Origin of the sequence: Pseudomonas sp. R5-89-07, from assembly GCF_003851685.1 — a bacterium.
Lineage (GTDB): Bacteria > Pseudomonadota > Gammaproteobacteria > Pseudomonadales > Pseudomonadaceae > Aquipseudomonas.
The window spans coordinates 3,889,605-3,915,055 of sequence record NZ_CP027727.1 but is presented as its reverse complement, the minus strand read 5'-3'; the positions used below and the strand labels follow the sequence as shown (position 1 = coordinate 3,915,055).

Below are 25,451 nucleotides of genomic sequence, written 5' to 3'. Positions count from 1 at the left end.
GCGGGCTTGGCCGTGATGCGGGCGGCGTGGTCTTCCAGTAAAATCGGCCGGATGTTATCTCAGGCAAGCCAGCTTTGCCGCAAACCTGCATAATGCCCGCCTTTGCGCAACTCATCAGGCTCTCAGTTCTTGGCAAATATAGATAACGCGGCTGCCGAAATGGCGGCCGCAGGCTTTTACCGCATCGCCCTTGGCGTGGAATACAAAGGCTCGCGCTACCGCGGCTGGCAGCGCCAGGCCTCCGGCGTACTGACGGTGCAGGAAACCCTGGAAAACGCTTTGTCGAAAGTCGCTGACTCGCCAGTGTCGCTGATGTGTGCCGGGCGTACCGACGCCGGCGTGCATGCCTGCGGCCAAGTGGTGCATTTCGACACCCAGGCCGAACGCTCGATGAAGGCGTGGGTGATGGGCGCCAATATCAATCTGCCCCATGACGTCAGCGTCACCTGGGCCAAGGTCATGCCGGCGCACTTTCATGCGCGCTTCAAGGCCATCGCCCGGCGCTACCGCTACGTGATCTACAACGACCAGATCCGCCCGGCGCACCTTAACCAGGAAATTACCTGGAACCACCGCCCGCTGGATGCCGAGCGCATGGCCGAGGCCGCGCAGCATCTGGTGGGTGTGCATGATTTCAGCGCATTCCGTGCCGGCCAATGCCAGGCCAAGTCGCCGATCAAGGAAGTCCATCATCTGCGCGTGACCCGTCATGGCAAGATGATTGTGCTGGATATCCGTGCCGGGGCGTTCTTGCATCATATGGTGCGCAACATTGCGGGCGTGCTGATGACCATTGGTACCGGCGAACGTCCGGTGGAATGGGCCAGGGAAGTGCTGCAAAGCCGCATTCGCCGTACTGGTGGGGTCACGGCGCATCCGTTCGGCCTGTATCTGGTGGATGTCGAGTACCGCGACGAGTTCGAGTTGCCGGAGCGTTTTATCGGGCCACACTTCCTCACCGGTTTCAGTGAACTTGGCGGCTGACGCCTGTAAAAGCTTTTGTTACCATCCGGGGCTTTCTCGGTTCAATCCCTGAGGTTTCTACGATATGTCAGCCGTTCGCAGCAAGATTTGCGGGATTACCCGCATCGCAGACGCGTTGGCGGCGGTCGAGGCGGGGGCGGATGCCATTGGCCTGGTGTTTTATGCCAGGAGCCCGCGGGCGGTGAATGTGTTGGAGGCACGGGCGATCATCGCCGCGCTGCCGCCGTTCGTGACCACCGTGGGCTTGTTCGTCAACGCCAGCCGTTGCGAACTCAATGAAACCCTGGATGCCGTGCCGCTGGACATGCTGCAGTTTCATGGCGACGAAACCCCGGACGAGTGCGAAAGCTATCAGCGCCCCTATATCAAGGCGCTGCGCGTCAAGGCCGGAGACGATATCGCCGCAGCCTGTGCCGCCTACGCTGGCGCCCGCGGGATTCTGCTGGACACCTACGTCGAAGGCGTTCCCGGCGGCACGGGAGAGGCGTTCGACTGGTCGCTGATTCCGCAGGGCCTGAGCAAGCCGGTTATCCTGGCCGGTGGGCTCACCCCGTTGAATGTCGGCGCGGCCATCGAGCAGGTCCGGCCATATGCCGTGGATGTCAGCGGCGGGGTGGAGCAGGGCAGGGGCATCAAGGATCACGACAAGATTCGCGCATTCGTGCAGGCCGTGCGCAACAGCAGCGGTGCGATGTGACGGCTGGCAGTCTGCCGCCGTCCATAACTACCACTGTGTAAAACAGCACCGGCGCCGCCTGCGGGAGGCCCGGAAATGAAGTGGCAACCCTGCGCTGGCAGGTTGTCTGGAAGGCTGAGGATGCAGGTGGGAAATGGCTGGTCGAACGTCTGACCCCGTCCCCCCGGCGTCATCGCCACATATGAATTTAGCTCAAGGGCATACGCGGGGCTGTGTTCAAGCCACCGGTACTGGAGAAAGAAAGCATGAGCAACTGGTTAGTAGACAAACTGATCCCTTCGATCATGCGTTCCGAGGTGAAGAAAAGCTCGGTTCCTGAAGGTCTGTGGCACAAGTGCCCATCCTGCGACGCGGTGCTGTACCGCCCGGAGCTGGAAAAGACCCTGGACGTTTGCCCCAAGTGCAACCACCACATGCGTATTGGCGCACGCGCCCGTATCGACATCTTCCTCGACGCCGACGGCCGTAACGAGCTGGGCGCTGACCTGGAGCCGGTCGACCGTCTCAAGTTCCGCGACAGCAAGAAGTACAAGGACCGTCTGGTCGGCGCGCAGAAGCAGACCGGCGAAAAAGACGCGCTGGTCTCCGTCAGCGGCAAGCTGCTGGGCATGCCGGTGGTGGTTTCGGCGTTCGAGTTCTCCTTCATGGGCGGCTCCATGGGTGCTATCGTCGGCGAGCGTTTTGTGCGCGCCGCCAACTACGCCCTGGAAAACCGCTGCCCAATGATCTGCTTCGCCGCCTCGGGTGGCGCGCGGATGCAGGAAGCGCTGATTTCCCTGATGCAAATGGCCAAGACCTCGGCGGTATTGGCGCGTCTGCGCGAAGAAGGCGTTCCGTTCATCTCGGTGCTGACCGACCCGGTCTACGGCGGCGTTTCCGCCAGCCTGGCGATGCTGGGCGACGTGATCGTCGGCGAGCCAAAAGCGCTGATCGGCTTTGCCGGTCCGCGCGTCATCGAGCAGACCGTGCGTGAAAAACTGCCGGAAGGTTTCCAGCGCAGCGAGTTCCTGCTGGAGCACGGCGCCATCGACCTGATCATCCCGCGCGGTGAGCTGCGTCCACGCCTGGGTAACCTGCTGGCGCAAATGATGGGCCTGCCGACGCCAGTCTACGTCGCGCCTAAAGTCGAACCGATCGTCGTGCCGCCGGTGCCAGCAAACCTATGACCCAACGTACCCTGGGCGAATGGCTCGCCTACCTTGAGCAGTTGCATCCGTCCGCCATCGACATGGGCCTGGAGCGCTCGCAGCAGGTAGCGGCCCGCCTTGGGTTGGGGCGGCCGGCACCGCGTGTGATCACGGTTACCGGCACCAACGGCAAGGGCTCCACCTGTGCCTTTGTCGCGGCGCTGCTGCAAGCCCAGGGGCTCAACGTCGGTCTGTACAGCTCGCCACACCTGCTGCGCTACAACGAGCGGGTGCAGCTCAATGGCGTCGAAGCCACCGACGCGCAGCTCTGCGAAGCCTTCGCTGCCCTCGATGCAGGGCGTGGCGAGACTTCCCTGACCTATTTCGAGATGGGCACGCTGGCAGCGTTGTGGCTGTTCGAGCGTGCGCAACTTGATGTCGTTGTGTTGGAAGTGGGCCTGGGCGGGCGCCTGGACACGGTCAACGTGGTGGATGCCGACCTGGCATTGGTCACCAGCATCGGTGTCGACCATGCCGATTACCTGGGCAACACCCGCGAATCCGTGGCTTACGAAAAGGCCGGCATCTTCCGCCAGGGCAAGCCTGCCCTGTGCGGTGACCTCGACCCGCCGCAACCCTTGCTGGACAAGGTGCGCGAGCTGGATTGCCCGTTCTTCCTGCGCGGGCGCGAATTCAACCTCGAGATTGGCGACCAATATTGGCAGTGGTCCGGGCGTGATGCTCGCGGCCAACCAGTAGCGTTGCGCGATTTGCCGCTGCTGAACTTGCCGATGGAAAATGCCGCGCTCGCGCTGCAAGCCTATCTGTTGCTGGATCTGCCGTGGGATGCCGTGCAAATCGCCGCAACCCTGTTGGCAACGCGGGTAGTGGGGCGCCTGGATCGGCGTGCTGTCGAGTGGCAGGGCAAGCGTCTCAACCTGCTGCTGGATGTCGGTCATAACCCGCATGCCGCTCAATACCTGGCGCAGCGCTTGGCGCGAACGCCGCTGTCTGGTCGCCGCCTGGCGGTGTTCGGCTTGCTGGCCGACAAGGATCTGGACGGCGTGGTTGCGCCGCTGCTGGGCAGCGTGCAGTCCTGGGCGGTTGCACCGCTGGACACGCCGCGTAGCCGTCCTGCGGCTGAGCTGGAAACTGCCTTGCAGAACCTTGGTGCGCCGGTGACGTCGTATACAAGCGTTACCGCGGCCCTTGAGGCGCAGTGTGCGGTGGCGAAGGCCGAGGACGAGATTCTGTTGTTCGGATCATTTTATTGTGTTGCCGAGGCGCTCGAATGGCTGGCCCGGCGCTCCACGGAGGAAGCTGCACATGGCATTACTGGATAGCGCATACAAGCAGCGAATGGTGGGAGCCCTGGTGTTGGTGGCATTGGCGGTGATTTTCCTGCCGATGCTGTTTTCCCGTCAGGACGAGCAGCGTCAGGTGGTGGTTGAAGCGCCCGCTGCGCCGCAGGCACCGGTGGTTCCCCAGGTTCAGGTTGAGCCGGTGGTGGTGCCTGAGCCCCAGGCTCTGCCTGAAGAAGAGCCTGTGCCGACCGATGAGGAGGTCGCTGCGCAACAGGAACCGTCCATGCCGGTGCAGCCAAGCGTGCCGGTGGTCAAGCCGACCCCCGCGCCGGCTGTTGCCGCCAAGCCAGTGGCGCCAGCGCCTGCGCCTAAGCCGGTGGCGCCACAGCCTGCCGCGCCAGGCAAGCCGGACGTAGGTCAGAGCCGCATCGACCCGAATGGCTTGCCGATCAGTTGGTCGATTCAAGTGGCCAGCCTGGGCAACCGCGAAGGCGCCGACGCCCTGCAGAAAAAACTGCGTGCCCAGGGCTACAACGCTTACATCCGCAGTGCCGATGGCAAGAACCGAGTGTTTATCGGGCCGCTGATCGAGCGCGCCGAAGCCGACCGCCTGCGGGACTTGCTGGACCGCCAGCAGAACCTCAAGGGGTTCGTTACCCGTTTCCAGCCTGAGCGCGGCTGACTCAAGCTGGCAACCGGTCTAAATGTGGGAGGGGGCTTGCCCCCGATAGCGGTGGGTCAGCCAATTACATCTGTTGACTGTCACACCGCCATCGGGGGCAAGCCCCCTCCCACATTGGTTTTCAGCGGTCTTGAAATAGCGTTCACACCGCCCCATCTATTGATTTGCAGAGCACCCGCAATCACTGCTTACCGATAGCCCGGCGCTCTGCTAAAATGCGCCGCCTTATCCGTACGTAGGCTGCACTGTGCCATTTACCTGGGTTGATTGGGCGATCGTTGCAATCGTCGCCATCTCCGCTTTGATCAGTCTGAGCCGCGGCTTCGTAAAAGAAGCACTGTCGTTGCTGACCTGGATCATCGCAGGAGTCGTAGCCTGGATGTTCGGTGGTTCACTGTCGGTCTACCTGGCCGGTTACATAGAGACACCTTCGGCTCGCGTCATCGCGGGCTGCGCCATCATGTTCATCGCCACGCTGCTGGTGGGGGCAATGGTCAATTATCTTATCGGCGAGTTGATACGTGTCACCGGCCTGTCCGGGACCGATCGATTTCTCGGCATGGCCTTCGGCGCCGCGCGTGGCGCGTTGCTGGTGGTCGTGGCGGTCGGGCTGTTGAGCCTGGGGCCGGTACAGCAGGATTCGTGGTGGCAGGAGTCGGTACTCGTGCCAAAATTTCTATTGGTTGCAGACTGGTCCAAGAACCTCATATTGGGGTGGAGCAGTCAGTGGCTGGCCAGCGGAATCAGCGTACCCGCTGATCTTCCGTTCAAGGAACACCTCTTGCCGGCCAAAACGCCTCAGTAAGAGTGTTCAGTCAAGATCCATTAAGTAGGGGTTGCGTCGCATGTGTGGCATCGTCGGTATCGTCGGTAAGTCGAACGTGAATCAGGCGCTGTATGACGCGCTAACCGTCCTCCAGCACCGCGGCCAGGACGCTGCCGGTATTGTGACCAGCCACGACGGCCGGTTATTCCTGCGCAAGGACAATGGCCTGGTGCGTGACGTGTTCCACCAGCGTCACATGCAGCGCCTGGTCGGGCACATGGGCATTGGCCATGTGCGCTACCCGACCGCCGGTAGCTCCACATCGGCCGAAGCTCAGCCGTTCTACGTCAACTCGCCTTACGGCATTACTTTGGCGCACAACGGCAACCTGACCAACGTTGAACAGCTGGCCAAGGAGATTTACGAATCCGACCTGCGCCACGTCAACACCAGTTCCGATTCGGAAGTGCTGCTCAACGTGTTCGCCCATGAGCTGGCCCAGCGCGGCAAGCTGCAGCCGACCGAAGAAGACGTGTTTGCCGCCGTGATCGACGTGCATAACCGTTGCGTGGGTGGCTACGCGGTCGTGGCGATGATCACCGGTTACGGCATCGTCGGTTTCCGCGACCCCCACGGCATCCGCCCGATCGTGTTCGGCCAGCGTCACACCGACGAAGGCGTCGAGTACATGATCGCCTCCGAAAGCGTGTCCCTGGATGTGCTGGGTTTCACCCTGATTCGCGACCTGGCACCGGGCGAAGCGGTCTACATCACCGAAGACGGCAAGCTGCACACCCGCCAGTGCGCCGTTGCGCCGAAACTCACGCCCTGCATCTTCGAACACGTCTACCTGGCGCGTCCGGATTCGATCATCGACGGCGTTTCGGTGTACAAGGCACGCCTGCGCATGGGTGAGAAGCTTGCCGAGAAGATCCTGCGCGAGCGTCCCGAGCACGACATCGACGTGGTCATCCCTATTCCGGACACCAGCCGTACCGCTGCGCTGGAGCTGGCCAACCATCTGGGCGTCAAGTTCCGCGAAGGCTTCGTCAAGAACCGCTATATCGGCCGTACCTTCATCATGCCCGGCCAGGCTGCACGCAAGAAGTCGGTGCGCCAGAAGCTCAACGCCATCGAGCTGGAATTCCGTGGCAAGAACGTGATGCTGGTGGATGACTCCATCGTACGTGGCACCACGTGCAAGCAGATCATCCAGATGGCCCGTGAAGCCGGTGCGAAGAACGTGTACTTCTGTTCCGCTGCGCCTGCCGTGCGCTACCCGAACGTGTATGGTATCGACATGCCAAGCGCCCACGAACTGATCGCCCACAATCGTTCTACCCAGGACGTGGCCGACCTGATCGGTGCCGACTGGTTGATCTACCAGGACTTGCCGGACTTGATCGAAGCGGTCGGCGGCGGCAAGATCAAGATCGACGAGTTCGATTGCGCCGTGTTTGATGGCAAGTACGTGACCGGGGACGTTGATGAGGCCTACCTGAACAAGATCGAGCAGGCGCGCAACGACTCGTCGAAGATCAAGACCCAGGCGGTCAGCGCGATCATCGATCTGTACAACAACTGAGTAAACACCGGCCCTGAGGGGCCGGTTTTGTATCTTAAATAAAGAATTCGAGTAAGGAGTCGCAGCATGAGTCAGGAATGGGATGCCGGTCGTTTGGACAGCGACCTCGATGGCGTAGCTTTCGATACCCTGGCTGTGCGCGCCGGCCAGCACCGTACCCCGGAAGGGGAGCACGGTGACCCGATGTTCTTCACCTCCAGTTATGTGTTCCGCACGGCTGCCGATGCGGCAGCGCGCTTTGCCGGTGAGGTGCCGGGCAACGTCTACTCGCGCTATACCAACCCGACCGTGCGTGCGTTCGAAGAGCGTATCGCCGCCCTGGAGGGGGCTGAGCAGGCGGTCGCCACGGCGACCGGCATGGCCGCGATCCTGGCAGTGGTGATGAGCTTGTGCAGCGCTGGCGACCACGTGCTGGTATCGCGCAGCGTGTTCGGTTCGACCATCAGCCTGTTCGAAAAGTACTTCAAGCGCTTCGGTATTGAAGTGGACTACGTGCCCCTGGCGGATTTGTCCGGTTGGGAGGCGGCGATCAAGGCCAATACCAAGCTGCTGTTCGTTGAGTCGCCGTCCAACCCGCTGGCTGAACTGGTGGATATCGCCGCGCTGGCCGAAGTGGCGCATGCCAAGGGCGCGATGCTGGTCGTCGATAACTGCTTCTGCACCCCGGCCCTGCAACAGCCGCTCAAGTTGGGCGCGGACATCGTGGTGCACTCGGCCACCAAGTTCATCGACGGCCAGGGCCGGTGCATGGGCGGTGTTGTTGCCGGGCGCAGCGAGCAGATGAAGGAAGTGGTGGGCTTCTTGCGCACCGCCGGCCCGACCCTGAGCCCGTTCAACGCCTGGATCTTCCTCAAGGGCCTGGAAACCCTCGGCCTGCGCATGAAAGCCCACTGCGCCAACGCCCAGGCGCTGGCCGAGTGGCTGGAGCAGCAGGACGGGATCGAGAAAGTGCATTACGCCGGCCTCAAGAGCCATCCCCAGCACGCATTGGCCCAGCGCCAGCAGCGCGGGTTCGGCGCGGTGGTGAGTTTTGAAGTGAAGGGCGGGAAAGAGGGCGCCTGGCGCTTTATCGATGCCACGCGCCTGATCTCGATCACCGCCAACCTGGGTGACAGCAAGACCACCATCACGCACCCGAGCACCACCTCCCATGGGCGCCTGGCGCCGCAGGAGCGTGAAGCCGCCGGCATCCGTGACAGCCTGATTCGCGTCGCGGTCGGTCTGGAAGATGTGACGGACTTGCAAGCCGACCTGGCCCGCGGGCTGGCGGCCTTGTGATCGAGTGGTCCATGGAAGCCGCAGCGGCCACTAACGGGCGCGTTGCGCTGGTGACCGGCGCGGCGCGGGGCATTGGCCTTGGGATCGCCGCGTGGCTGATCAGCGAAGGTTGGCAGGTAGTGTTGACCGATCTGGATCGCGAGCGCGGCTCCGTGGTGTCCAAGGTGCTGGGCGAGAATGCCTGGTTTATCACCATGGACGTGGCCGACGAGAAGCAGGTGGCCCAAGGTGTCGCTGAGGTGCTGGGGCAGTTTGGGCGCCTGGACGCGTTGGTATGCAACGCGGCGGTGGCCGACCCGCGCAATATCACCCTGGAAAGCCTCGACCTGGCGTACTGGAACCGCGTGCTGGCGGTAAACCTCAGTGGGCCGATGCTGCTGGCCAAGCACTGTGCGCCGTACCTGCGCGCCCATGGTGGCGCTATCGTCAACCTGGCCTCGACCCGGGCCCGCCAATCGGAGCCGGACACCGAGGCCTACGCGGCGAGCAAGGGCGGCCTGCTGGCACTGACCCATGCGTTGGCGATGAGCCTGGGCCCGGAAGTGCGGGTGAATGCGGTCAGCCCTGGCTGGATCGATGCGCGTGATCCTGCTGCGAGGCGTGCCGAACCGCTCACCGATGCCGATCATGCCCAGCATCCGGCGGGCCGGGTGGGGACGGTGGAGGACGTAGCGGCCATGGTGGCGTGGTTGCTGTCGCGCCAGGCCGGGTTTGTCACGGGCCAGGAGTTCGTGGTGGACGGCGGCATGAGCAAGAAGATGGTCTACGAGCACTGAGGTGCAGATTCAAGTCGCAACCTGCAAGCTGCAAGTGAAAGCAGATTTTCGGTGGCTTTGAACTTGCGGCTTGAAGCTTGCTACTTACCGCTGTTTTTGAAAAAAACTCAATCCTGCTATTGACTTAGGTCCGCTACCTGCGTAAATTTCGCGGCCTCAACGAAGCAAAGGGTGATTAGCTCAGCTGGGAGAGCATCTGCCTTACAAGCAGAGGGTCGGCGGTTCGATCCCGTCATCACCCACCACTTCTTGAGAGTTTTGCCCTTGTGGCAAGACGCAACGTTAAAGGTTGCACCGACGCGCAGCGGTAGTTCAGTCGGTTAGAATACCGGCCTGTCACGCCGGGGGTCGCGGGTTCGAGTCCCGTCCGCTGCGCCATATTTTCCAGGTTCGATTCGTCGGATTTGAGATTGAACAGCGAAAGCTGATCAGTCAGATGTTTAAAGGTGATTGAGGGTTTACGCTCAGTCAGCCAAGCGATACGCAGCGGTAGTTCAGTCGGTTAGAATACCGGCCTGTCACGCCGGGGGTCGCGGGTTCGAGTCCCGTCCGCTGCGCCATATCAGCCTCAAGGCCCACTGAACGCCTTGAAGCACAAAGAAAGCCATTGGCTGACTTTGATTCGATAGCAAAGACCCTGGTCGAAAGACCGGGGTTTTTTGTATCTGCGATTTGGCTATCCAACCAGGGAGCCGGTGAACCGACTCCCGTTGTGCGTCAAAAGCCCAGCTTATCCCGCAGCCCGTAATACCACGCGCCCATGGCGGCGAAAGGCGTGCGCAGCAGCTGCCCGCCTGGGAACGGGTAGTGGGGCAGGTCGGCAAACGCGTCAAAGCGTTCAGCCTGCCCTCTCAGGGCTTCGGCCAGGACCTTACCCGCCAGGTGGGTGTACGTCACGCCATGGCCGCTGCAGCCCTGGGAGTAGTAGATGTTGTCGCCAAGACGGCCGACCTGTGGCAAGCGCGACAAGGTCAGCAGGAAATTGCCGGTCCAGGCGTAGTCGATCTTTACGTCCTTGAGCTGTGGGAACGCCTTGAGCATCTTCGGCCGAATGATCGCTTCGATATTCGCCGGGTCCCGCGCGCCATACACCACGCCGCCGCCGAAGATCAGGCGCTTGTCGCTGGTAAGGCGGTAATAATCGAGCAGGTAGTTACAGTCTTCGACACAGTAGTCCTGCGGCAGAAGTGTCTTGGCCAACTCGTCGCCCAATGGCGCGGTGGTGATGACTTGGGTGCCGCACGGCATCGATTTCGCCGCCAGCTCCGGCACCAGGTTGCCCAGGTAGGCATTGCCCGCGACGATAATGAATTTGGCCCTGACCTTGCCCTCGGCGGTATGTACCACCGGATTGGCGCCACGTTCAATACGCACCGCTGCCGATTGCTCATAGATCGTGCCGCCCAGGGACTCGACGGCTGCCGCCTCGCCCAGTGCCAGGTTAAGCGGATGGATATGCCCGCCGCTCATATCCAGCAGGCCGCCGACGTAGTTGTCACAGGCCACTACTTCGCGGATACGGCGCTCGTCCAGCAGTTCCAGTTGCGTATGGCCGTAACGCTCCCAAAGGCGCTTCTGCGATTCCAAGTGGCCCATGTGCTTGCTGTTGAGGGCGGCGAACACACCGCCGTCCTTCAAGTCGCACTGGATCTGATATTTAGCCACACGCTCCCGGATGATCCTGCCGCCCTCGAAGGCCATCTCGCCCAGCAACTGCGCCTGCTTGGGCCCGACGCTGCGTTCGATGACGTCGATGTCGCGGCTGTAGCTATTGACGATCTGCCCGCCATTGCGGCCAGACGCACCAAAACCCACCTTGGCGGCTTCCAGGACCGTCACGCGAAAACCGTTCTCCAGCAAAAACAGCGCGCTGGAAAGGCCGGTATAGCCGGCGCCGATCACACAGACATCGGTTTCGATCTCACCTTGCAGCACCGGACGCGGCGGAACCGCGTTCGCGGACGCGGCGTAATAGGACTGGGGGTAGGGGGTGTTCGCCATCCTGGAACCTCTGTTTTATATTTTTTACGAGTGCGGCGATCCTACCTGAGTTGAAAAACGGCCGCCAGCCACCCGCAAATCACGGGTACGCTGCGGGCGAATAAAAAATTCGCATATTCATAGGGTTAGCTGCAAAAAAGATGTTGACACCCCTACGGAATTCCGTAGAATGCCGCCACACAGCAGGCACGTAGCTCAGTTGGTTAGAGCACCACCTTGACATGGTGGGGGTCGTTGGTTCGAGTCCAATCGCGCCTACCAAACAAAATCCGCTCTGCTGGGCGGTCTAGAAGGGCTCACCGAAAGGTGAGCCCTTTTTTGTTGTCTGGAGTTCATGCAGAACGTTCACAAAATATAGACTTCGTTCACACTGAGCAATGTGAATGCAGGTAATGGCCCGATCCAAGGCTAGCAAGTCTTCCGTACCAAGGTAGGGCAGATGGGTCGGGCTGAGTATATCTATCCAAAAGAGATGCTAAAGCAGCGGTGTGGGTTACTGTGTGCAGGGCTGAGACGGGCGTGAGATTAATGCAAGTCTCGCCGCACGGCTGTTGCGAAGATAGGTAATGCGAGCGAACAGACCGGCATCTTGAGTGGCGAAACTCATCAGTCCGAGAATCTCTAGATCCGTCCAGAACAACACAATGGCGTCGACGAAGCCAGCCAACAGCCCAGCACTGATCTGAAGGGACTCTATCGATGTATCACGAGCCACAGGGTGCTGCGTTGATTGGATGTCGTGCTGTGGCCATAGCTCTGGGTATAACTTGAGCAGCTGCCTTGAAGACTTTCCATCACCATGCCGACATGCATTGCCCAAAAGTTGCAACTTGTTCAGGGTGGCGTAGGAATCAAAGGTGGTCAGGTCAGCCCCACGAATGTACTGAAAGAGATTGTTGGTCTTCTCGCCCCAAGTCATATGCTCAAGATCGTCGGCTGTCACATTCTCAATGCTTAGGGAGCTGACACAGTGACCAAGGTAGCGGCGAAGTTGTTGCTCCCAGAGAGATTGGATTGACAGGCAGAACGCCATATTCGTCTTGTTGATTAGGTCGCGATGGTCGGGAGCCATTAAGCCGCTCATCACCAGATCACCACTGCTCGCCAGCTCTAGGTATTTTTCTTCCAGTGCCGACAGCGACGGCCTTACCACCAGATCAAAGAATTCTTCGGCGATATCACCGTTACGATAGGCATACGCGTCAGCCCAACCGTGCTTCCATTTGTACGCGCCTGTCATGCCTTTATCCTGATAGTGGTTGGAGTTGCTTTCCGCAGGATCCCATGTAAGCGTCTGGGGAAGACACCTGTCCTAAAACCTGGTCTTGGTGCGTTCACCGGCGATGGAAAGGTACAATTTATCCCTTATTTCGCTGAGACGGATTTCATGCATTTATACATCGTGCGGCATGGTGAAACCTGGGCTAATGCCGAACATCGATACCTTGGATCTCTTGATCCAGAGCTAAACGCGCTGGGCCGCCAGCAAGCTCAAACTCTTTGCGAGCGATTGCCTGCAAGCCTTGACGTACTTGTCGTTTCTCCACGCGTCAGGGCAGTACAAACCGCGAGTATTCTGAACGAACGCCTGAAGCTCTCACCTGAAATAATGGACTGCTTCAGAGAGCGGGATGTCGGCGTTTTCGAGGGGTTGACCCAAGGCGATGCCAAGAAGCGCTATCCGCAACTCTGGTCGCAAAACATCACTCGACTTTGGGATGCTGGGCCGACCGATGGTGAGTCGATCTCTGACGTCGTGAAACGAGTGCGAGACGGTTTAGCTGAGCTGGAATCGAAATATCCTTCCAAAACTGTTTTGCTTGTAGCACACGGCTTTGTTGCAAAAGTAGTCCGAGCACTGGCCATAGGAGACTTTTCAGACTTCTACGAATGGCAACTTTCAAACGGTAACATGCTGTTTTTGCAAAGCTTCAATATACCTACACAAGATCTTGAAACTCTGAGGCGCTCTCTACCCATAGCGTGATGTGGGCTGCTGCCAGCTTTGCGGCAGCAACTCGCAATCTCACTTGCCCGCTGCGTCGGTAGGCGAGTCAGCACGTCCTTCAAATACGCATACGGATCATGCCCATTCATGCCGCACTACCGGATAGGTCTAGCCTTTTGATAGTGAATGATTGGCGTATGAGACTGGTTAGGTTGCAGGATAGTGTCAAAATACTATATTCGAAAAGCCTTACGGGGATGGCGAACACATGAATCACTCAGAGCTCACCTTGAGCTTCTGGGGGGGCGCCCCTAAAGACATTCCTGAGGCCAGATAACGTTTCTGTTTCCGGCTTCCACACTGAGCAATTACGACCTTAAAAAGGGAATAAAATGTTTACAGATATTAACCCTGGCCCGAAGCCAAAACGAGAAGATGGTAAAGATGATCGTCGGCACCATGTAAACCCACCAACCGCCCCGAAGCACCCAACGCTTCCACCGCACAAGCCTTCCAAGTAACCGGTAAGTAGGTTCAGATACATGCGGTGGGGTGACCAGCAAAGCTACGCCAATTCGTTTTGGTATCTGAGTTGGGGTTGGCTCGCCCCACTTCTTAGCGAAACAGCGAGTCGAGATACACCAATTCGAAGCTTGCCTGCTGCTCGAGGGACTTCCGCTCGCGAATGTATTCTCTCCGCCAATCAAAGCCATTACAGTAATTCCGCAAGGTCACTTTTCTAAATCGACGGAGGCGAGAACTGAATATCTACCGGCAACGACTGAAATTCGAGCACACCTTACCCGGTGACACCTTGCGGCGCACTTGAGGACTACGTGTCTCAAATCAACAGAAAAGCGTAGCCACCGACAGCAGGCAAATGATCTGGACCACCATCTGGCAGCGTATCTCGCCAATTGCTGTCGCCATACTGCTCATTTGACCGGCATACATAGCTGGATCCCTCATTGTCGGCAAAAGCGCGATGATCTGTGGAAGCATCATTGCTGAGTATAGAGCCAATCCCGAATCCCTCCAGCTGACCCAGCCAGCGCTGCCAATATCGACAAAATTTATTGGTTTGCAGCAACAATTTTTCTTGTTGGACACCTCCCACCCCGAGGCAGCAAAGTTGCCGCCACCGCTCGACCTTTCGGGTCAACAATAAAAAAACCGAGCCGACTGCACGCCACTTTCATGCTGTGAGCCCTTTGCTCACATCCTGCTGTAATGGCGCCGCAGCGCGCACTAAAGGACCTCTCCGCCATGCAAACTGTTGTGAATTTATGGCCGTTGATCGGCGTACTTGTCATCGTGGTCGGCTTTGTACTGCGCTTCAATCCGTTGCTGGTGGTCACCGCCGCCGCGATCGCGACCGGGCTCGCCGCCCAGTTTCCGCTGGAAAAAATTCTCGCCACCATGGGCGATGGCTTCCTTCAAACCCGTGCGTTGCAATTGATCCTGTTATTGCCGCTGGCGGTGATTGGCCTGTTGGAGCGTCATGGCCTGCGCCTGCATGCGCAGAACTGGATCTCCCGCTTCGAGCGGGCCACAGTCGGGCGTTTGCTGATCATCTATCTGTTTGTTCGTGAATCTACCGCAGCCATGGGGCTGACCAGCTTGGGCGGGCATCCGCAGATGGTGCGGCCATTGCTGGCACCGATGGCTGAAGGCGCTGCGGAAAAACGCTACGGCAAGCTGCCGGACAAGCTGCGTCACAAGGTGTTGGCCATGTGCGCCGCCACCGACAACGTGGGGCTGTTTTTTGGCGAGGACATCTTCGTCGCCTTTGGTGCGATCGCCTTGATGCATACCTTCCTGCTGGGTTCGGGGATTGATGTGGAGCCGCTGCACATCGCGGTGTGGGGCATCCCGACGGCGATCTGTGCCTTTATCATCCATGCCATCCGCCTGCATCGGTTCGATCGAAGGCTGACCCGTGAGATGACCGCCGTGGCCCCCTCGGTGGAGGTCGCACGATGATTATTTCCATTCAATACCTGTACTGGCTGGCCGGTGTGCTGTTGCTGATCACCGCCGGTATGATCCTGCTGGATCGCACCCACCCCAAACGTTGGTCCAGTGCGCTGTTCTGGCTGCTGTTTGCCATTCCGTTCCTGGTGGGGGAGCGTTTGCCTTCGGTGGTCATCGGCGTTGGCGTTGTGCTGATGGCGTTGATTGCGGGCATGGGGGGCGTTGGTCGTGGCCAGCACGCTGAATTGCACGACAAGGCTTCGCGCGCCAGTGCCGGTCGCCTCGGCCACAAGCTGTTTATCCCCGCATTGGCTATCCCGCTGACCACGGTGATCGGCTCGGTGTTGCTCAAGCACACCGAAATCGGCGGGGTGCCGCTGCTTGATCCGAAGAACACCACCTTCGTCTCGCTCGGCATCGGCTGCTTGATCGCCCTGGGCCTGGCCTGCTGGCTGACCCGCGATACGCCCGTGCAAGCCTTGCGCGAATCGCGTCGCCTGACCGAAGCCCTGGGCTGGGCCATGGTGCTGCCACAGATGCTGGCGATGCTCGGGCTGCTGTTCAATGAAGCCGGGGTCGGCACGGCTGTTGCCCACGTCACCACCACTTACATCAACCTGGATTTCAAGTTGGTGGCGGTCATGGTTTATGTGCTGGGCATGGCCTTGTTTACGGTGATCATGGGCAACGGCTTTGCCGCCTTTCCGGTGATGACCGGTGGCGTCGGCGTGCCGGTGCTGGTGGGGATTTATGGCGGCAATCCGGCGGTGATGGCGGCAATCGGCATGTTTTCCGGCTACTGCGGTACGCTGATGACACCGATGGCGGCCAACTTCAATATCGTGCCGGCCGCATTGCTGGAGCTGCCGGACAAGAATGCGGTGATCAAGGCCCAGTTGCCGACCGCGTTGATGATGCTGGTGGTCAATATCGTGCTGCTTTATCTGTTGATGTGAGGCCAGGATGAAAACCCTATTGCTGACAGGCTTCGAGCCTTTCGATCACGACGTAGTCAACCCCTCCTGGGAGGCGGTGCGTCAGTTGGAGGGGGTGGAACTGAGTGAGGGTGTGCGGATCGTCGCGCGCCGATTGCCTTGCGCCTTTGCCACGGCGCCCGAGACCTTGATTCAGCTGATCGAGGAATTACATCCGGCGATGGTTATCGCCACTGGCTTGGGCCCTGGGCGCAGCGATATTTCCATCGAGCGGGTCGCTATCAACGTCAATGATGCACGCATCCCGGACAATCTGGGCGCCCAGCCGATTGACACGGCGGTGGTAGAAGGCGGCCCGGCTGCTTACTTCTCGACACTACCGATCAAGAGCATGGTCAGGGCAGTGCGTGAAGCGGGTATTGCTGCGTCGGTTTCGCAGACGGCGGGGACGTTCGTGTGCAATCAGGTGTTTTATCGATTGCAGCATGCGCTGGCGGGCTCTGAGGTGCGCAGTGGGTTTATCCATGTGCCGGGATTGCCTGGGTCCGGTCAGCCGTCGATGGTGCTGCCGGTGTTGGTGGAAGGCTTGCGTCTGGCGGTCGCGGCAGCCTGGCACACTCAGGTAGATATCGTGGAAGCCGGTGGCCGTGTGAGCTGATTCAATACGCGGTGGTGCAACTTCGGCTACAGTTTTGCAGGTACCCCTCTGGAAGCTACGCCATGATCAAGTGCCCGAAGTTTGTGTCTGTCGTATTGTCGATCGCAGTGTTTGCAGGTAGCGGTGTTGCCTTGGCAGATCCTGGCAATGGCAAAGGCCAGGGGAATAACAAGGGCAATAACCAAGCGGGGCAGGGCCACGACAAGCCTAAGGGCAAAGGGTCGGCAGGTAGTCATGGCCCCAGCGTCGATCGAGGCAGTGTGCTGACCCTGGTGGGCGGAAATCGCGATTATTGGAGCCCGGGGCCCGCGCTGCCTCCGGGTATCCAGAAGAATCTGGCTCGCGGCAAGCCGCTGCCGCCTGGTATCGCCAAGAAACTTGATGGTCGCCTGGCGGGTCGCCTGCCGCATTACGATGGGTACGAGTGGCAGCAAGCAGGCACCGATTTGATTCTGGTAGCCATTGCTACCGGTATCATCTACGAAGTGCTCAACGGGGCTTTTGATTGACGGGGCGCCGCCTCACGCTTTCTGCGCGGGGAAAAACAACTCAAAGCTCGTCACGCCGTTTTCACTGCTGACGCTGTAACGCCCGTTATGCAATTGCATGATGGTTGCCACAATTGACAGCCCCAGTCCGTTGGACTGGGAAGAGCGTTCGCGGGCTTCATCCACCCGGTAAAACCGTTCGAACAGCCGCGGCAGATGCTCGGCGGGAATGGTTTTACCGTGGTTACTGACCCTCAATTTGACGCCCTGGTCATCAGCAATGGCCTGGATGCTCAGCTCCGAGCCCGGCGAACCATACTTGATGGCGTTGGCGCACAGGTTCGCCAGGGCGCGACGCAGAAGCATAGGCTCCGCCCAGATCACGCCTTCGCCTTTGGCGACAATGTGCATGCCCACGTCACCGGCCAGCCCTTCGAAGTAATCCGCGACGCGTTCCACTTCCTGCGATGCGTCCAGCGCCTGGCGTTGGCGCAGCGCACTGGCGGGGTCGGTGCGCGCCAGGAACAGCATGTTATCGAGCATCCGCGCCAGGCGTTCAAGCTCTTCGACATTGGAAGCCAACAGCTGTTGGTAGCTTTCGATACTGCGCTGCTGTTGCAGGGCAACCTGGGTTTCGCCGAGCAGGTTATTGATCGGCGTGCGCAGTTCGTGGGCCATGTCGGTGGAGACTTGGCCCAGTTGTACAAAGCCCTTGGACAAGCGTTCCAGCATGGTGTTGAACGACTCGATCATCGGCAGCAATTCCTTGGGTGCACCCTGGCCGTCGAGGCGTTCAGCCAGGTTGCCGACGCCGATCCCTTGAGCGTGCCGGGCGAGCCGGCGCAAGGGCAGCAAGCCGCGATGCACCAGCAGGTAACCGGCCAAGGCCAGGATGATCGCCGCGATACTCGCCAGGATATAAACGCTCAATCGATAGCTGGCGAGTACGGCGGTGCGCTCGGTCATCAGGCGGCCGCTGGTGACTTGCAGGCTGCCGAGGTCGCCGGAGTCGATGGTTGCGGCCACGGTTGAAAAGGGGATGCCGTTGAGCCCCGGCAAATGCTGCACATCGCTCAACGCCAGTACATGATCCCTGGGCACCGGTTTGATCGACGGCAGTTCGATATTCGCCGGGTTCACCAGCAGCAACGGTTGTTGACCGGGGGCGGCGATACTCAAGACGGATTCGCGATTGCCCAGCATGTTCTGGAACAACTCGGGCTTTGTCTGGATCAGTCCCAGGGTGTTGCTGTCATTGAGCAGGTTGCGCAGTTGATCCACCCGGGCTACTAGCGCGGTGTCGTCGCGGCGCACCAATTCGCGCTCCAGTTCGCGGTACAGGGCCACACCCAGGGTGGCCAGCAAGGCAAAGGCGAGCAGGGCGAAGATCAGCGCCAGGCGCAGGGTCAGCGAGTAATGGCGAGTTCGGTTCATGGCTGGGTATCGAAGCGGTAGCCGATGCCACGTACGCTGTGGATCAACTTGAGTTGGAACGGGTCGTCGATTTTCAAGCGCAGGCGCCGCACGGCCACGTCGACCACATTGGTGTCACTGTCAAAATTCATGTCCCACACCCGCGAGGCAATCAGCGAGCGTGACAGTACCTGGCCCTGGTGTGTGGCGAACAGGTGCAGCAGGGCGAACTCTTTATTGGTCAGGGTGATGCGCGTGCCGGCGCGGGTGACGCGGCGCTTGAGCACGTCGATCTGCAGGTCGGCGATGTGCAGGTGTTCTTCTTCTCGCGTCGGCCCGCGCCGAGTCAGGGTGCGCAGGCGCGCGACCAGTTCGGCGAAGGAGAAGGGCTTGATCAGGTAATCGTCGGCGCCCAGTTCCAAACCCTTGATGCGGTCGGCAATGTCATCTCGGGCCGTGAGGAACAGCACGGGCGTGTCGGCTTCCCTGCGCAAGCGGCGCAGCACTTCCCAGCCATCCATCTTCGGCATCATTACGTCGAGCACGATCACATCGAATGGCGTTTCCAGGGCCTGGTGCAAACCGTCCACGCCGTCGCGGGCCAGGCTCACGCTGTAGCCCAGCTCTTGCAGGCCATTGAGCAGATAATTGCCGGCCTTGGGTTCGTCTTCGACTACGAGGATGTTCATGGGAACTGCCCTGATTCAATGGGTTGCGCAAGTGTAGCTTGATCAATTGTCACTGGCGCAACCGGTGCCTTGCACCCGGTAGTCCAGCACGTGCTCGCGGTCCTGATGGTCCAGGTAGCGCAATTGCGCCGGGACGATACCGCATTGGCCGTTGATGTCGGTACTGGACAGTACCTTGGCGACATCCAGATGGACAAAGAAGCCGCTCTGATCATGGATCACCGGGGCAGTTGGAGTAGTGTCGGCAGCGAAGACCGAACCAGTGGCGAGCAAGGCAGCGAAGGCGAGGGCAAAGCGTTTCATGGCGATATCTCTGTGAAGGTTGGCTGCCGGCTTGGCAGTGAGTTCACAGTAACCAGGCGACCCGAACAGCTAACCAACAGGATGATGACAAGTTCGTCATTCAAGGCTTTGAGCGCGAACCTCGCAGCGTTTACAAGTGCCGAGGTGAGCCGTAGATTGCACGGGGTCAATCATCGCTTGAACACATGGGGAAACCGCGCAGTGCCCAGCCGAAATCCAACCGTATTTACTCAGCGTTACCGTGCCTTTCTGTTCGATATGGATGGGACCCTGCTCAACTCCATCGCCGCTGCCGAGCGTGTTTGGAGCCGCTGGGCCGAACGCCACGGCCTGGATGTGGAGGCCTTCCTGACCACCATTCACGGCGCCCGCGCCATTGATACGATCACGCGCCAGGCGCTTGCGGGTGTGGATGCTGAAAAGGAAGCCGCGTGGATTACCGAAGCTGAATTGGACGACGTCGAAGGCGTCGTGGCGATTCCAGGTGCGGTTGAGTTCTTGAACAGCTTGCCCGCCGATCAGTGGGCGCTGGTTACCTCTGCGCCCAAGGCACTGGCAGTGCGTCGAATGGAAGCGGCGGGTATTTCTGTGCCGGCGGTCATGGTGACAGCCGAAGACGTCGCCAGCGGCAAGCCAGATCCGGCATGTTACGTGCTCGGCGCCCAGCGCTTGGGTGTGCCGGTGCAGGATTGCCTGGTGTTCGAGGATGCGGCGGTAGGTATTCGGGCAGCAGAAGCGGCGGGCGCGGATGTGATGGTGGTGACCTCGACGCACTTGGCTTCAATGGCAACTGAACATGCCTGTATCGACGGGTACGAGCGGCTGCAAGTGGCGCGAGACGCTGATGGCCAGCTGACTGTGCGAGAGCGGTAGAAGATCAGCGTGCCGTTTTTTGCTCGGCGCGATGCGCCTCGCGCTGGCACAGCTTACGCAAGATCGTCTTCTGAATCGGCTTGAGACAGAACGCGAACAGGTAGGCACACAAGAGCAACGCCAAGTCCAGCCAGGAATGGTCTGCCGGGTCGACAGCCCCCTCGACTTCCAATCGCAGGCCATACCCGAGCGCCAGGAAGACCAGCCCAATCAGCAAGGCGATCGTCCAGGAAATGGAAATCATGGGCTGTGTAACGGTTGGCCTCATCGACGTGCTCCTGAATGCACTCGGACCGCAGGATGACGTGGGATTTGGCTGCAAATGATGCAACAAGTTCCGGGCATCACGGCAGTTTCATCTTGCAGCGCAGGGACATGTACGGGGCGCACGGCTCGGATAAGAAAAACGAACGTGCCAATCAGGTTTTCGCCAGCCGTTACGGTGAAGCAAAAGGCTGGCTACTGGGAGGTGCTTCAAGGCGTCTGGTTTTTGTCCGGCGCAGTGAGGCCGGCCTGGATGCGCTGATAAATTTCCTCGCGATGCACGGCAACATCCTTGGGGGCGTTGATGCCGATTCGTACTTGCTGGCCGCTAACGCCCAGAATGGTGATCGTAATGTCATCACCGATGTTTATGCTTTCACCAACTTTGCGGGTGAGTATAAGCATGGACTTCTCCTTGATTACTTTTAAGGACACATGTTCAGACAGGGCAGGTGTCGGATGTGCGTAGCTTACTGCGAAGCGCTTCCCTGTGACTGCCTCTTTTAGGACGCATAGAGGCGACATTAATTCCCATGGCATCATCATACAGGTCGCGATACATCATTCGCATTGTTTAAGCCTACGTTTATGACCGCCAGAATAGACAGTGAATGGTAAAGTCGCCTCTTTATCTTCAAAGGAGCAGGGCAGTGCGTAAAGTAGCGATGGCAATTGCGGTGTTGGCATTGGTCGGGTGCGGCGAAGGTAAACCTGTCGATGCGCCTAAGGCCAAGCCTGTCGTGACTCAAAGCCAGCCACAAACCGGTACGATCTCCGCTCAAGAATGGGATGTATGGGTGGGCCCGCCGGATCACAAGCTGCAGGCGATCACTGACTTGACCGCCTGGCTGCTGGAGCATGGTTTCAATTTCTATATCGTGAAGGTCGACGGTAAAGATGAGGTACTGCTGGGCCCGTTTGCCAGCAAAGCCGAGGCTGAAGCCAAGCAGGCGCTGCTCAACGAAAAGATGGCGCGGGCCAAGAAAAACGACACCGTGTCAGAGGTCATCGAACACAAGGTCGCGCAGTAACGTGAAGGTGGGCGCACGTTGCGCCCACCTTTTAGCCACAGGCCTTGAGATTTACCGGGCCGACAAACTCGTTGCCACGGCCCATCACGCAGCCCACTGTCTGGTTGCGCTGGCGCTCCCAGGCTTCAACCGGGTAGGTCTTGTTCCAGGCTTCATACCGTTGGCGATCCTGTTTTGACAGGCGCAGGCCGTATTGCTTGCTCATATAAAAATAGGTGCGCGCGATCATTCCGCGAATGGACGGGCGTGGCATGACCTTCTTGGCCTTGAAGTCCACCTGGGTCAGGCATGAACCGTACTGCCCGCTTTGCACCGGCAGCCAGCCGAAGCTGAAGTTGTTCCGGTCGCCATTCACCTCGCCGATGCTCGGCACCAGGTTGTGCAGGTCTGCTTCGGCACGCTTGAACACATCATCATGACGCGTGCAGTTTTTACGCCCGCCATTTTGCCAGCACTGACGCTGATGGCCGATCTGCCAGGCGGGCACAATGTGTTCCCATTCGATGCGCGCGGCGCGGTTGGCGTTCTTGCGCGGGATGTAACCGCAGGCTTTGAGGTTTATCCGGTTACCGGTGTATTTGCAGCCGCAGTAGAATTCGGTGGATTGCGGTGCGTAGAGCTTCCAGGCGATTTTCTTGGCTTCACTGAAGGTTCGCGGGGCTTGGGCGTTGGCGGTGACAGCAAAAAACAGGCAGCACACAGCAAAAAAACGGACACTCATTCAATCAATCTTCCTTCGGCACAACCCAGAAAATCTGCACGCCGCCGTCGTCCCGGTAGGCGAGGGTGACGTTGTCGTTTTCTGCAATCTCTTCAAGCAAGCGTGCCCACTCGTCCTCTGGCTCATCCGGCAAACGGAAGATCAGCGCCGCCTTGGCTTTCTGGGCGTTGGTCGAGTTGATGATTTTTTGTACGCGAATGGCCAGGCGTTGATAGGCATCTGGCGCTGCGGGTGCTGCGGAGGAGGGCTTTGCCACGGAGTATTCCTTAGTAAGCTGTACGCACATACAGTATTTAACTGTAGGTAATTTCGCAACTGCTTAAATTCAAAGAAGTCCGTCTGACAGCGAATTTGGAAATTTAGTGTGATTTTTTGCGAGAAACTGTAGGAGCGGGGCTCGCTCCTACAGGTAAAGCCTGGAATCAATATTCCCAGAACATCCGCTGCAGCTCTTTGCTGTCTTGGGTCTTGGTCAGGGCGACCATGGCCAGAATGCGTGCTTTTTGCGGGTTCAGGTCGAGGGCTGCGACCCAGTCGTATTTGTCGTCTGGTTGCTCGGCGTTACGCAGCACCATGCCACCGGCGTTGACGTGAGAAGAGCGAATGATCTGCACGCCTTGCTTGCGCAGTTCCACCAGCGCAGGCACCACCTTGGACGACACCGAGCCATTGCCGGTGCCGGCATGGATGATCGCCTTGGCGCCGGCTTGGGCCAGGGCTTTGTACGCGGTATCGCTCACGTTGCCGTAGCCGTAGGCAATTTCAACGTCAGGCAGGCTCTTGATGGTCTTGATGTCGAATTCCGAATCCATGGTGTGACGCTTGGCCGGCAGGCGGAACCAGTAGGATTTGCCTTCAACAACCATGCCCAGTGGGCCCCATGGGCTCTTGAACGCCTCGGTCTTGATGTTGATCATCTTGCTCACGTCGCGACCCGACTGGATCTCGTCGTTCATGGTCACCAGCACGCCCTTGCCCCGTGCGTCCTTGCTGCCCGCGACGGCAACGGCGTTGTACAGGTTGAGCATGCCATCAGCCGACATGGCGGTGCCTGGGCGCATGGAACCGACCACTACGATGGGCTTGTCGGTTTTTTCAACCAGGTTGAGGAAGTAGGCGGTTTCCTCAAGGGTGTCGGTACCGTGGGTGATCACGATGCCATCCACATCTTTATCATCGGCCAATTCGGCGACGCGGCGACCCAGTTGCAGCAGGTTTTCGTTGGTGATGCTTTCCGAAGCAATTTGCATCACTTGTTCGCCGCGTACATTGGCGATCTGGCTAAGCTCAGGAACACCGGCGATCAATTGTTCGATGCCGACTTTGGCGGCCTGGTAGGTGGCGCTGTTGGCTGCGCTGGCGCCAGCGCCGGCAATGGTGCCGCCAGTGGCAAGGATCACCACGTTGGAAAGCTTTGTCTTGGTCTCGACTTCTTTCGCCTGAGCGGCGACGGGGAACAGCAGCAGCAGGGCGAGTGCCCCGGGAACAAAGGTCTTCAATGCAGATTTCATTATTTTTCTCTCTGGTTTTTGATGAGTGCGGTAGCAGGTTCATCCAGAACACCCGGGCGACTCTGAACGCCTCGAGGTGCTGGGAAAGAGCATGATTTGTACCAATCCAATGGTCGTCGGTTATATAAATTAACCTGTTGATTTAAAACAATTAAAATTGATATTCCAGGCTGGTCCGGCACGGCATCGTCCGGCTTTCCGAACGCGAGAACCTTCGGTGTTCGGTTGTCCGAAAACTCTGAAGGGGTTTGTCTCGGGATAGGTGTTAAGCCTGCGCCGATCCTGTCATTTCAGACGGCGGCAACCTGATGGGCGGATTCAGAATGAAAGGTGAGTGCTTGCCGTTGACAAATCTCAACAAGGTTCTCATAGTTCAGCTAACGCAAACGTTTGCGAGACGTTTCTTTGCTGCGAGCGTTGCTCACAATAATCATAAGATCGGAGTACATCCATGAAGCTGCCATTTGCAGGACGTCTTCTTGCTGTCGCTGTGCTTGCTGCCGCATCCGCTGCCCTTCCTCTCTCTTCTGCTTTCGCTGACGACGCTGCCACCAAGCCCAAGGTTGGCCTGGTGATGAAGTCCCTTGCCAACGAATTTTTCGTGACCATGCAAGAGGGCGCCAAGGATTACCAAAAGTCCCACGCCGCCGACTTCGACATGATCACCAACGGCATCAAAAACGAAACCGACACCAGCGCGCAGATCGACATCGTCAACCAGATGATTCTGGCCAAGGTTAACGCCATCGTCATTGCGCCCGCCGACTCCAAGGCGCTGGTCACCGTGCTGAAGAAAGCCTCGGACGCCGGCATCAAGGTCGTCAATATCGACAACCGCCTGGACCCGGACGTGCTGAAAAGCAAGAAACTCGACATTCCCTTCGTAGGCCCTGACAACCGCAAAGGCTCCAAGCTGGTCGGTGACTACCTGGCCAAGCAACTGGCTGCAGGCGACAAGGTCGGTATCATCGAAGGCGTGCCGACCACCACCAACGCCCAGCAGCGCACCGCAGGCTTCAAGGATGCGATGGATGCCGCCGGGATGAAGATCGTCTCCACTCAATCCGGCAACTGGGAAATCGACCAGGGCCAGAAAGTCGCATCGGCCATGCTGAGCGAATACCCGGACCTCAAGGCACTGCTGGCCGGTAACGACAACATGGCCCTGGGCGCCGTCTCTGCCGTACGTGCGGCAGGCAAGGCCGGTAAAGTGCTGGTGGTGGGTTACGACAACATCGAAGCCATCAAGCCGATGCTGCAGGACGGTCGCGTGCTGGCAACCGCTGACCAGGCCGCCGCCCAGCAAGCCGTGTTCGGCATCCAGAATGCGCTGAAGCTGGTCAAGGGCGAGAAGGTCGATGCCACCGATGGCGTGATCGAAACCCCGGTCGAACTCGTTCTCAAGAAGTAATTGCGGCAGTAGCCAACAGCGCCCGTTCGTCC

At 59.2% G+C, this 25,451-nt stretch carries 28 protein-coding genes, 4 tRNA genes and 1 pseudogene; 21 read left to right on the top strand and 12 right to left on the bottom strand.

Translation table 11 applies throughout. The features are described 5' to 3' along the window. Window positions 1–159: 159 nt before the first annotated feature. The 12 genes from truA (at window position 160) to C4J94_RS17825 (ending at window position 9,759) form a co-directional block, all read left to right on the top strand. Window positions 160–984, top strand: a complete 825-nt coding sequence (truA, locus tag C4J94_RS17880) for a tRNA pseudouridine(38-40) synthase TruA (protein WP_124389010.1) — start codon at window positions 160–162, stop codon at window positions 982–984. Between the two features lie 64 nt (window positions 985–1,048). After that, window positions 1,049–1,681 (top strand): phosphoribosylanthranilate isomerase, encoded by a 633-nt coding sequence (locus C4J94_RS17875; protein WP_124387383.1) that lies wholly within the window; start codon window positions 1,049–1,051, stop codon window positions 1,679–1,681. Window positions 1,682–1,926: 245 nt separating this feature from the next. After that, window positions 1,927–2,847, top strand: coding sequence for an acetyl-CoA carboxylase, carboxyltransferase subunit beta (gene accD, locus C4J94_RS17870; RefSeq protein ID WP_124387382.1), 921 nt, complete (start codon window positions 1,927–1,929; stop codon window positions 2,845–2,847). Continuing rightward, window positions 2,844–4,151, top strand: a complete 1,308-nt coding sequence (gene folC, locus C4J94_RS17865; protein WP_124387381.1) for a bifunctional tetrahydrofolate synthase/dihydrofolate synthase — start codon at window positions 2,844–2,846, stop codon at window positions 4,149–4,151. The genes accD and folC overlap by 4 nt, the downstream gene beginning before the upstream one ends. Then, on the top strand, window positions 4,135–4,794 hold the full coding sequence (locus C4J94_RS17860) for an SPOR domain-containing protein (protein ID WP_124387380.1): 660 nt from the start codon (window positions 4,135–4,137) through the stop codon (window positions 4,792–4,794). The genes folC and C4J94_RS17860 overlap by 17 nt, the downstream gene beginning before the upstream one ends. Window positions 4,795–5,041: 247 nt before the next feature. Continuing rightward, complete coding sequence (locus C4J94_RS17855; protein ID WP_003192538.1) at window positions 5,042–5,599, top strand: CvpA family protein; 558 nt, start codon at window positions 5,042–5,044, stop codon at window positions 5,597–5,599. Window positions 5,600–5,639: 40 nt separating this feature from the next. Beyond that, complete coding sequence (gene purF / locus C4J94_RS17850; RefSeq protein WP_124387379.1) at window positions 5,640–7,145, top strand: amidophosphoribosyltransferase; 1,506 nt, start codon at window positions 5,640–5,642, stop codon at window positions 7,143–7,145. A 66-nt stretch (window positions 7,146–7,211) separates the two neighbouring features. After that, complete coding sequence (locus tag C4J94_RS17845) at window positions 7,212–8,423, top strand: O-succinylhomoserine sulfhydrylase (protein WP_124387378.1); 1,212 nt, start codon at window positions 7,212–7,214, stop codon at window positions 8,421–8,423. A gap of 11 nt (window positions 8,424–8,434) precedes the next feature. Beyond that, on the top strand, window positions 8,435–9,199 hold the full coding sequence (locus C4J94_RS17840) for an SDR family oxidoreductase (protein ID WP_124387377.1): 765 nt from the start codon (window positions 8,435–8,437) through the stop codon (window positions 9,197–9,199). A 169-nt stretch (window positions 9,200–9,368) separates the two neighbouring features. Further along, window positions 9,369–9,444: transfer RNA gene (locus tag C4J94_RS17835), tRNA-Val, on the top strand. Between the two features lie 56 nt (window positions 9,445–9,500). Continuing rightward, window positions 9,501–9,577, top strand: a tRNA-Asp gene (locus tag C4J94_RS17830). A 105-nt stretch (window positions 9,578–9,682) separates the two neighbouring features. After that, a tRNA-Asp gene (locus C4J94_RS17825) sits at window positions 9,683–9,759 on the top strand. A 157-nt stretch (window positions 9,760–9,916) separates the two neighbouring features. Here the strand turns inward: C4J94_RS17825 and C4J94_RS17820 are convergent. Continuing rightward, a complete protein-coding gene (locus C4J94_RS17820; protein WP_124387376.1) occupies window positions 9,917–11,200 on the bottom strand; it encodes an FAD-binding oxidoreductase in 1,284 nt (427 codons plus the stop codon). Between the two features lie 184 nt (window positions 11,201–11,384). On the opposite strand from C4J94_RS17820, the gene C4J94_RS17815 reads away from it, so the two are divergent. Continuing rightward, window positions 11,385–11,461 (top strand) — tRNA-Val (locus C4J94_RS17815). Window positions 11,462–11,693: 232 nt separating this feature from the next. Here the strand turns inward: C4J94_RS17815 and C4J94_RS17810 are convergent. Then, entirely contained in the window at window positions 11,694–12,440 is a 747-nt protein-coding gene (locus tag C4J94_RS17810) for a hypothetical protein (RefSeq protein WP_124387375.1), read from the bottom strand. A gap of 147 nt (window positions 12,441–12,587) precedes the next feature. Here C4J94_RS17810 and C4J94_RS17805 point away from each other — a divergent pair, with 147 nt between their 5' ends. Beyond that, entirely contained in the window at window positions 12,588–13,187 is a 600-nt protein-coding gene (locus tag C4J94_RS17805) for a histidine phosphatase family protein (RefSeq protein WP_124387374.1), read from the top strand. On the opposite strand, the pseudogene C4J94_RS28165 reads toward C4J94_RS17805, so the two are convergent. Both C4J94_RS28165 and C4J94_RS17795 read right to left on the bottom strand, forming a co-directional pair. Beyond that, window positions 13,173–13,297: pseudogene (locus C4J94_RS28165) on the bottom strand (transposase domain-containing protein); the annotation flags it as partial. The gene C4J94_RS17805 and the pseudogene C4J94_RS28165 overlap by 15 nt on opposite strands. Window positions 13,298–13,989: 692 nt before the next feature. Further along, on the bottom strand, window positions 13,990–14,238 hold the full coding sequence (locus C4J94_RS17795) for a hypothetical protein (RefSeq protein WP_164485593.1): 249 nt from the start codon (window positions 14,236–14,238) through the stop codon (window positions 13,990–13,992). A gap of 176 nt (window positions 14,239–14,414) precedes the next feature. Between C4J94_RS17795 and C4J94_RS17790 the strand changes: the two genes are divergently transcribed. The 4 genes from C4J94_RS17790 (at window position 14,415) to C4J94_RS17775 (ending at window position 17,224) form a co-directional block, all read left to right on the top strand. Beyond that, a complete protein-coding gene (locus C4J94_RS17790) occupies window positions 14,415–15,131 on the top strand; it encodes a DUF969 domain-containing protein (RefSeq protein WP_124387372.1) in 717 nt (238 codons plus the stop codon). Then, entirely contained in the window at window positions 15,128–16,078 is a 951-nt protein-coding gene (locus tag C4J94_RS17785; protein ID WP_124387371.1) for a DUF979 domain-containing protein, read from the top strand. Before C4J94_RS17790 ends, C4J94_RS17785 begins: the two co-directional genes overlap by 4 nt. 7 nt (window positions 16,079–16,085) lie before the next feature. Beyond that, entirely contained in the window at window positions 16,086–16,715 is a 630-nt protein-coding gene (gene pcp, locus C4J94_RS17780) for a pyroglutamyl-peptidase I (protein ID WP_124387370.1), read from the top strand. Between the two features lie 62 nt (window positions 16,716–16,777). Next, window positions 16,778–17,224, top strand: coding sequence for an anti-virulence regulator CigR family protein (locus C4J94_RS17775; RefSeq protein WP_124387369.1), 447 nt, complete (start codon window positions 16,778–16,780; stop codon window positions 17,222–17,224). 12 nt (window positions 17,225–17,236) lie between these two features. On the opposite strand, the gene C4J94_RS17770 is transcribed toward C4J94_RS17775, so the two are convergent. The 3 genes from C4J94_RS17770 to C4J94_RS17760 are packed head-to-tail and all read right to left on the bottom strand — an operon-like array spanning window position 17,237 to window position 19,608. Next, a complete protein-coding gene (locus tag C4J94_RS17770; protein ID WP_124387368.1) occupies window positions 17,237–18,637 on the bottom strand; it encodes a heavy metal sensor histidine kinase in 1,401 nt (466 codons plus the stop codon). Next, complete coding sequence (locus tag C4J94_RS17765; RefSeq protein WP_124387367.1) at window positions 18,634–19,305, bottom strand: heavy metal response regulator transcription factor; 672 nt, start codon at window positions 19,303–19,305, stop codon at window positions 18,634–18,636. Before C4J94_RS17765 ends, C4J94_RS17770 begins: the two co-directional genes overlap by 4 nt. Window positions 19,306–19,347: 42 nt before the next feature. Beyond that, window positions 19,348–19,608 carry a DUF2790 domain-containing protein gene (locus C4J94_RS17760; protein ID WP_124387366.1) on the bottom strand — a complete coding sequence of 87 codons (261 nt, stop codon included), beginning with the start codon at window positions 19,606–19,608 and terminating at the stop codon, window positions 19,348–19,350. A 201-nt stretch (window positions 19,609–19,809) separates the two neighbouring features. Between C4J94_RS17760 and C4J94_RS17755 the strand changes: the two genes are divergently transcribed. Beyond that, a complete protein-coding gene (locus C4J94_RS17755) occupies window positions 19,810–20,481 on the top strand; it encodes an HAD family hydrolase (protein WP_256657550.1) in 672 nt (223 codons plus the stop codon). A gap of 4 nt (window positions 20,482–20,485) precedes the next feature. Here the strand turns inward: C4J94_RS17755 and C4J94_RS17750 are convergent, their stop codons facing one another. After that, window positions 20,486–20,749 carry a hypothetical protein gene (locus tag C4J94_RS17750; RefSeq protein WP_124387365.1) on the bottom strand — a complete coding sequence of 88 codons (264 nt, stop codon included), beginning with the start codon at window positions 20,747–20,749 and terminating at the stop codon, window positions 20,486–20,488. A gap of 206 nt (window positions 20,750–20,955) precedes the next feature. Then, window positions 20,956–21,150, bottom strand: a complete 195-nt coding sequence (csrA, locus tag C4J94_RS17745) for a carbon storage regulator CsrA (RefSeq protein ID WP_003192511.1) — start codon at window positions 21,148–21,150, stop codon at window positions 20,956–20,958. A gap of 260 nt (window positions 21,151–21,410) precedes the next feature. Between csrA and C4J94_RS17740 the strand changes: the two genes are divergently transcribed. Then, window positions 21,411–21,776, top strand: coding sequence for an SPOR domain-containing protein (locus tag C4J94_RS17740; RefSeq protein WP_124389008.1), 366 nt, complete (start codon window positions 21,411–21,413; stop codon window positions 21,774–21,776). A gap of 31 nt (window positions 21,777–21,807) precedes the next feature. Here C4J94_RS17740 and C4J94_RS17735 read toward each other — a convergent pair whose 3' ends face one another. The 3 genes from C4J94_RS17735 to C4J94_RS17725 all read right to left on the bottom strand — a co-directional run bounded on the left by C4J94_RS17735 (window position 21,808) and on the right by C4J94_RS17725 (window position 24,008). Continuing rightward, window positions 21,808–22,497, bottom strand: coding sequence for an endonuclease (locus C4J94_RS17735; RefSeq protein WP_124387364.1), 690 nt, complete (start codon window positions 22,495–22,497; stop codon window positions 21,808–21,810). Window positions 22,498–22,501: 4 nt separating this feature from the next. Then, the gene (locus C4J94_RS17730; protein ID WP_170827563.1) at window positions 22,502–22,753 is read right to left on the bottom strand and encodes a DUF1654 domain-containing protein; all 252 of its coding nucleotides are present in this window, start codon (window positions 22,751–22,753) and stop codon (window positions 22,502–22,504) included. 166 nt (window positions 22,754–22,919) lie between these two features. Then, window positions 22,920–24,008 carry an asparaginase gene (locus C4J94_RS17725; protein WP_124387363.1) on the bottom strand — a complete coding sequence of 363 codons (1,089 nt, stop codon included), beginning with the start codon at window positions 24,006–24,008 and terminating at the stop codon, window positions 22,920–22,922. A gap of 451 nt (window positions 24,009–24,459) precedes the next feature. Between C4J94_RS17725 and C4J94_RS17720 the strand changes: the two genes are divergently transcribed. Further along, window positions 24,460–25,419: a sugar ABC transporter substrate-binding protein gene (locus C4J94_RS17720; RefSeq protein ID WP_124387362.1), complete on the top strand. Its 960-nt coding sequence runs from the start codon at window positions 24,460–24,462 to the stop codon at window positions 25,417–25,419. The last annotated feature ends 32 nt before the right edge of the window (window positions 25,420–25,451 follow it).

Coding starts and splice junctions, on each gene's coding strand:
- truA (WP_124389010.1), top strand. CDS start 160: ATGGCGGCCGCAGGCTTTTACCGCATCGCCCTTGGCGTGGAATACAAA.
- C4J94_RS17875 (WP_124387383.1), top strand. CDS start 1,049: ATGTCAGCCGTTCGCAGCAAGATTTGCGGGATTACCCGCATCGCAGAC.
- accD (WP_124387382.1), top strand. CDS start 1,927: ATGAGCAACTGGTTAGTAGACAAACTGATCCCTTCGATCATGCGTTCC.
- folC (WP_124387381.1), top strand. CDS start 2,844: ATGACCCAACGTACCCTGGGCGAATGGCTCGCCTACCTTGAGCAGTTG.
- C4J94_RS17860 (WP_124387380.1), top strand. CDS start 4,135: ATGGCATTACTGGATAGCGCATACAAGCAGCGAATGGTGGGAGCCCTG.
- purF (WP_124387379.1), top strand. CDS start 5,640: ATGTGTGGCATCGTCGGTATCGTCGGTAAGTCGAACGTGAATCAGGCG.
- C4J94_RS17845 (WP_124387378.1), top strand. CDS start 7,212: ATGAGTCAGGAATGGGATGCCGGTCGTTTGGACAGCGACCTCGATGGC.
- C4J94_RS17840 (WP_124387377.1), top strand. CDS start 8,435: ATGGAAGCCGCAGCGGCCACTAACGGGCGCGTTGCGCTGGTGACCGGC.
- C4J94_RS17820 (WP_124387376.1), bottom strand. CDS start 11,200: ATGGCGAACACCCCCTACCCCCAGTCCTATTACGCCGCGTCCGCGAAC.
- C4J94_RS17810 (WP_124387375.1), bottom strand. CDS start 12,440: ATGACAGGCGCGTACAAATGGAAGCACGGTTGGGCTGACGCGTATGCC.
- C4J94_RS17805 (WP_124387374.1), top strand. CDS start 12,588: ATGCATTTATACATCGTGCGGCATGGTGAAACCTGGGCTAATGCCGAA.
- C4J94_RS17790 (WP_124387372.1), top strand. CDS start 14,415: ATGCAAACTGTTGTGAATTTATGGCCGTTGATCGGCGTACTTGTCATC.
- C4J94_RS17785 (WP_124387371.1), top strand. CDS start 15,128: ATGATTATTTCCATTCAATACCTGTACTGGCTGGCCGGTGTGCTGTTG.
- pcp (WP_124387370.1), top strand. CDS start 16,086: ATGAAAACCCTATTGCTGACAGGCTTCGAGCCTTTCGATCACGACGTA.
- C4J94_RS17775 (WP_124387369.1), top strand. CDS start 16,778: ATGATCAAGTGCCCGAAGTTTGTGTCTGTCGTATTGTCGATCGCAGTG.
- C4J94_RS17770 (WP_124387368.1), bottom strand. CDS start 18,637: ATGAACCGAACTCGCCATTACTCGCTGACCCTGCGCCTGGCGCTGATC.
- C4J94_RS17765 (WP_124387367.1), bottom strand. CDS start 19,305: ATGAACATCCTCGTAGTCGAAGACGAACCCAAGGCCGGCAATTATCTG.
- C4J94_RS17760 (WP_124387366.1), bottom strand. CDS start 19,608: ATGAAACGCTTTGCCCTCGCCTTCGCTGCCTTGCTCGCCACTGGTTCG.
- C4J94_RS17750 (WP_124387365.1), bottom strand. CDS start 20,749: ATGAGGCCAACCGTTACACAGCCCATGATTTCCATTTCCTGGACGATC.
- csrA (WP_003192511.1), bottom strand. CDS start 21,150: ATGCTTATACTCACCCGCAAAGTTGGTGAAAGCATAAACATCGGTGAT.
- C4J94_RS17740 (WP_124389008.1), top strand. CDS start 21,411: ATGGCAATTGCGGTGTTGGCATTGGTCGGGTGCGGCGAAGGTAAACCT.
- C4J94_RS17735 (WP_124387364.1), bottom strand. CDS start 22,497: ATGAGTGTCCGTTTTTTTGCTGTGTGCTGCCTGTTTTTTGCTGTCACC.
- C4J94_RS17725 (WP_124387363.1), bottom strand. CDS start 24,008: ATGAAATCTGCATTGAAGACCTTTGTTCCCGGGGCACTCGCCCTGCTG.
- C4J94_RS17720 (WP_124387362.1), top strand. CDS start 24,460: ATGAAGCTGCCATTTGCAGGACGTCTTCTTGCTGTCGCTGTGCTTGCT.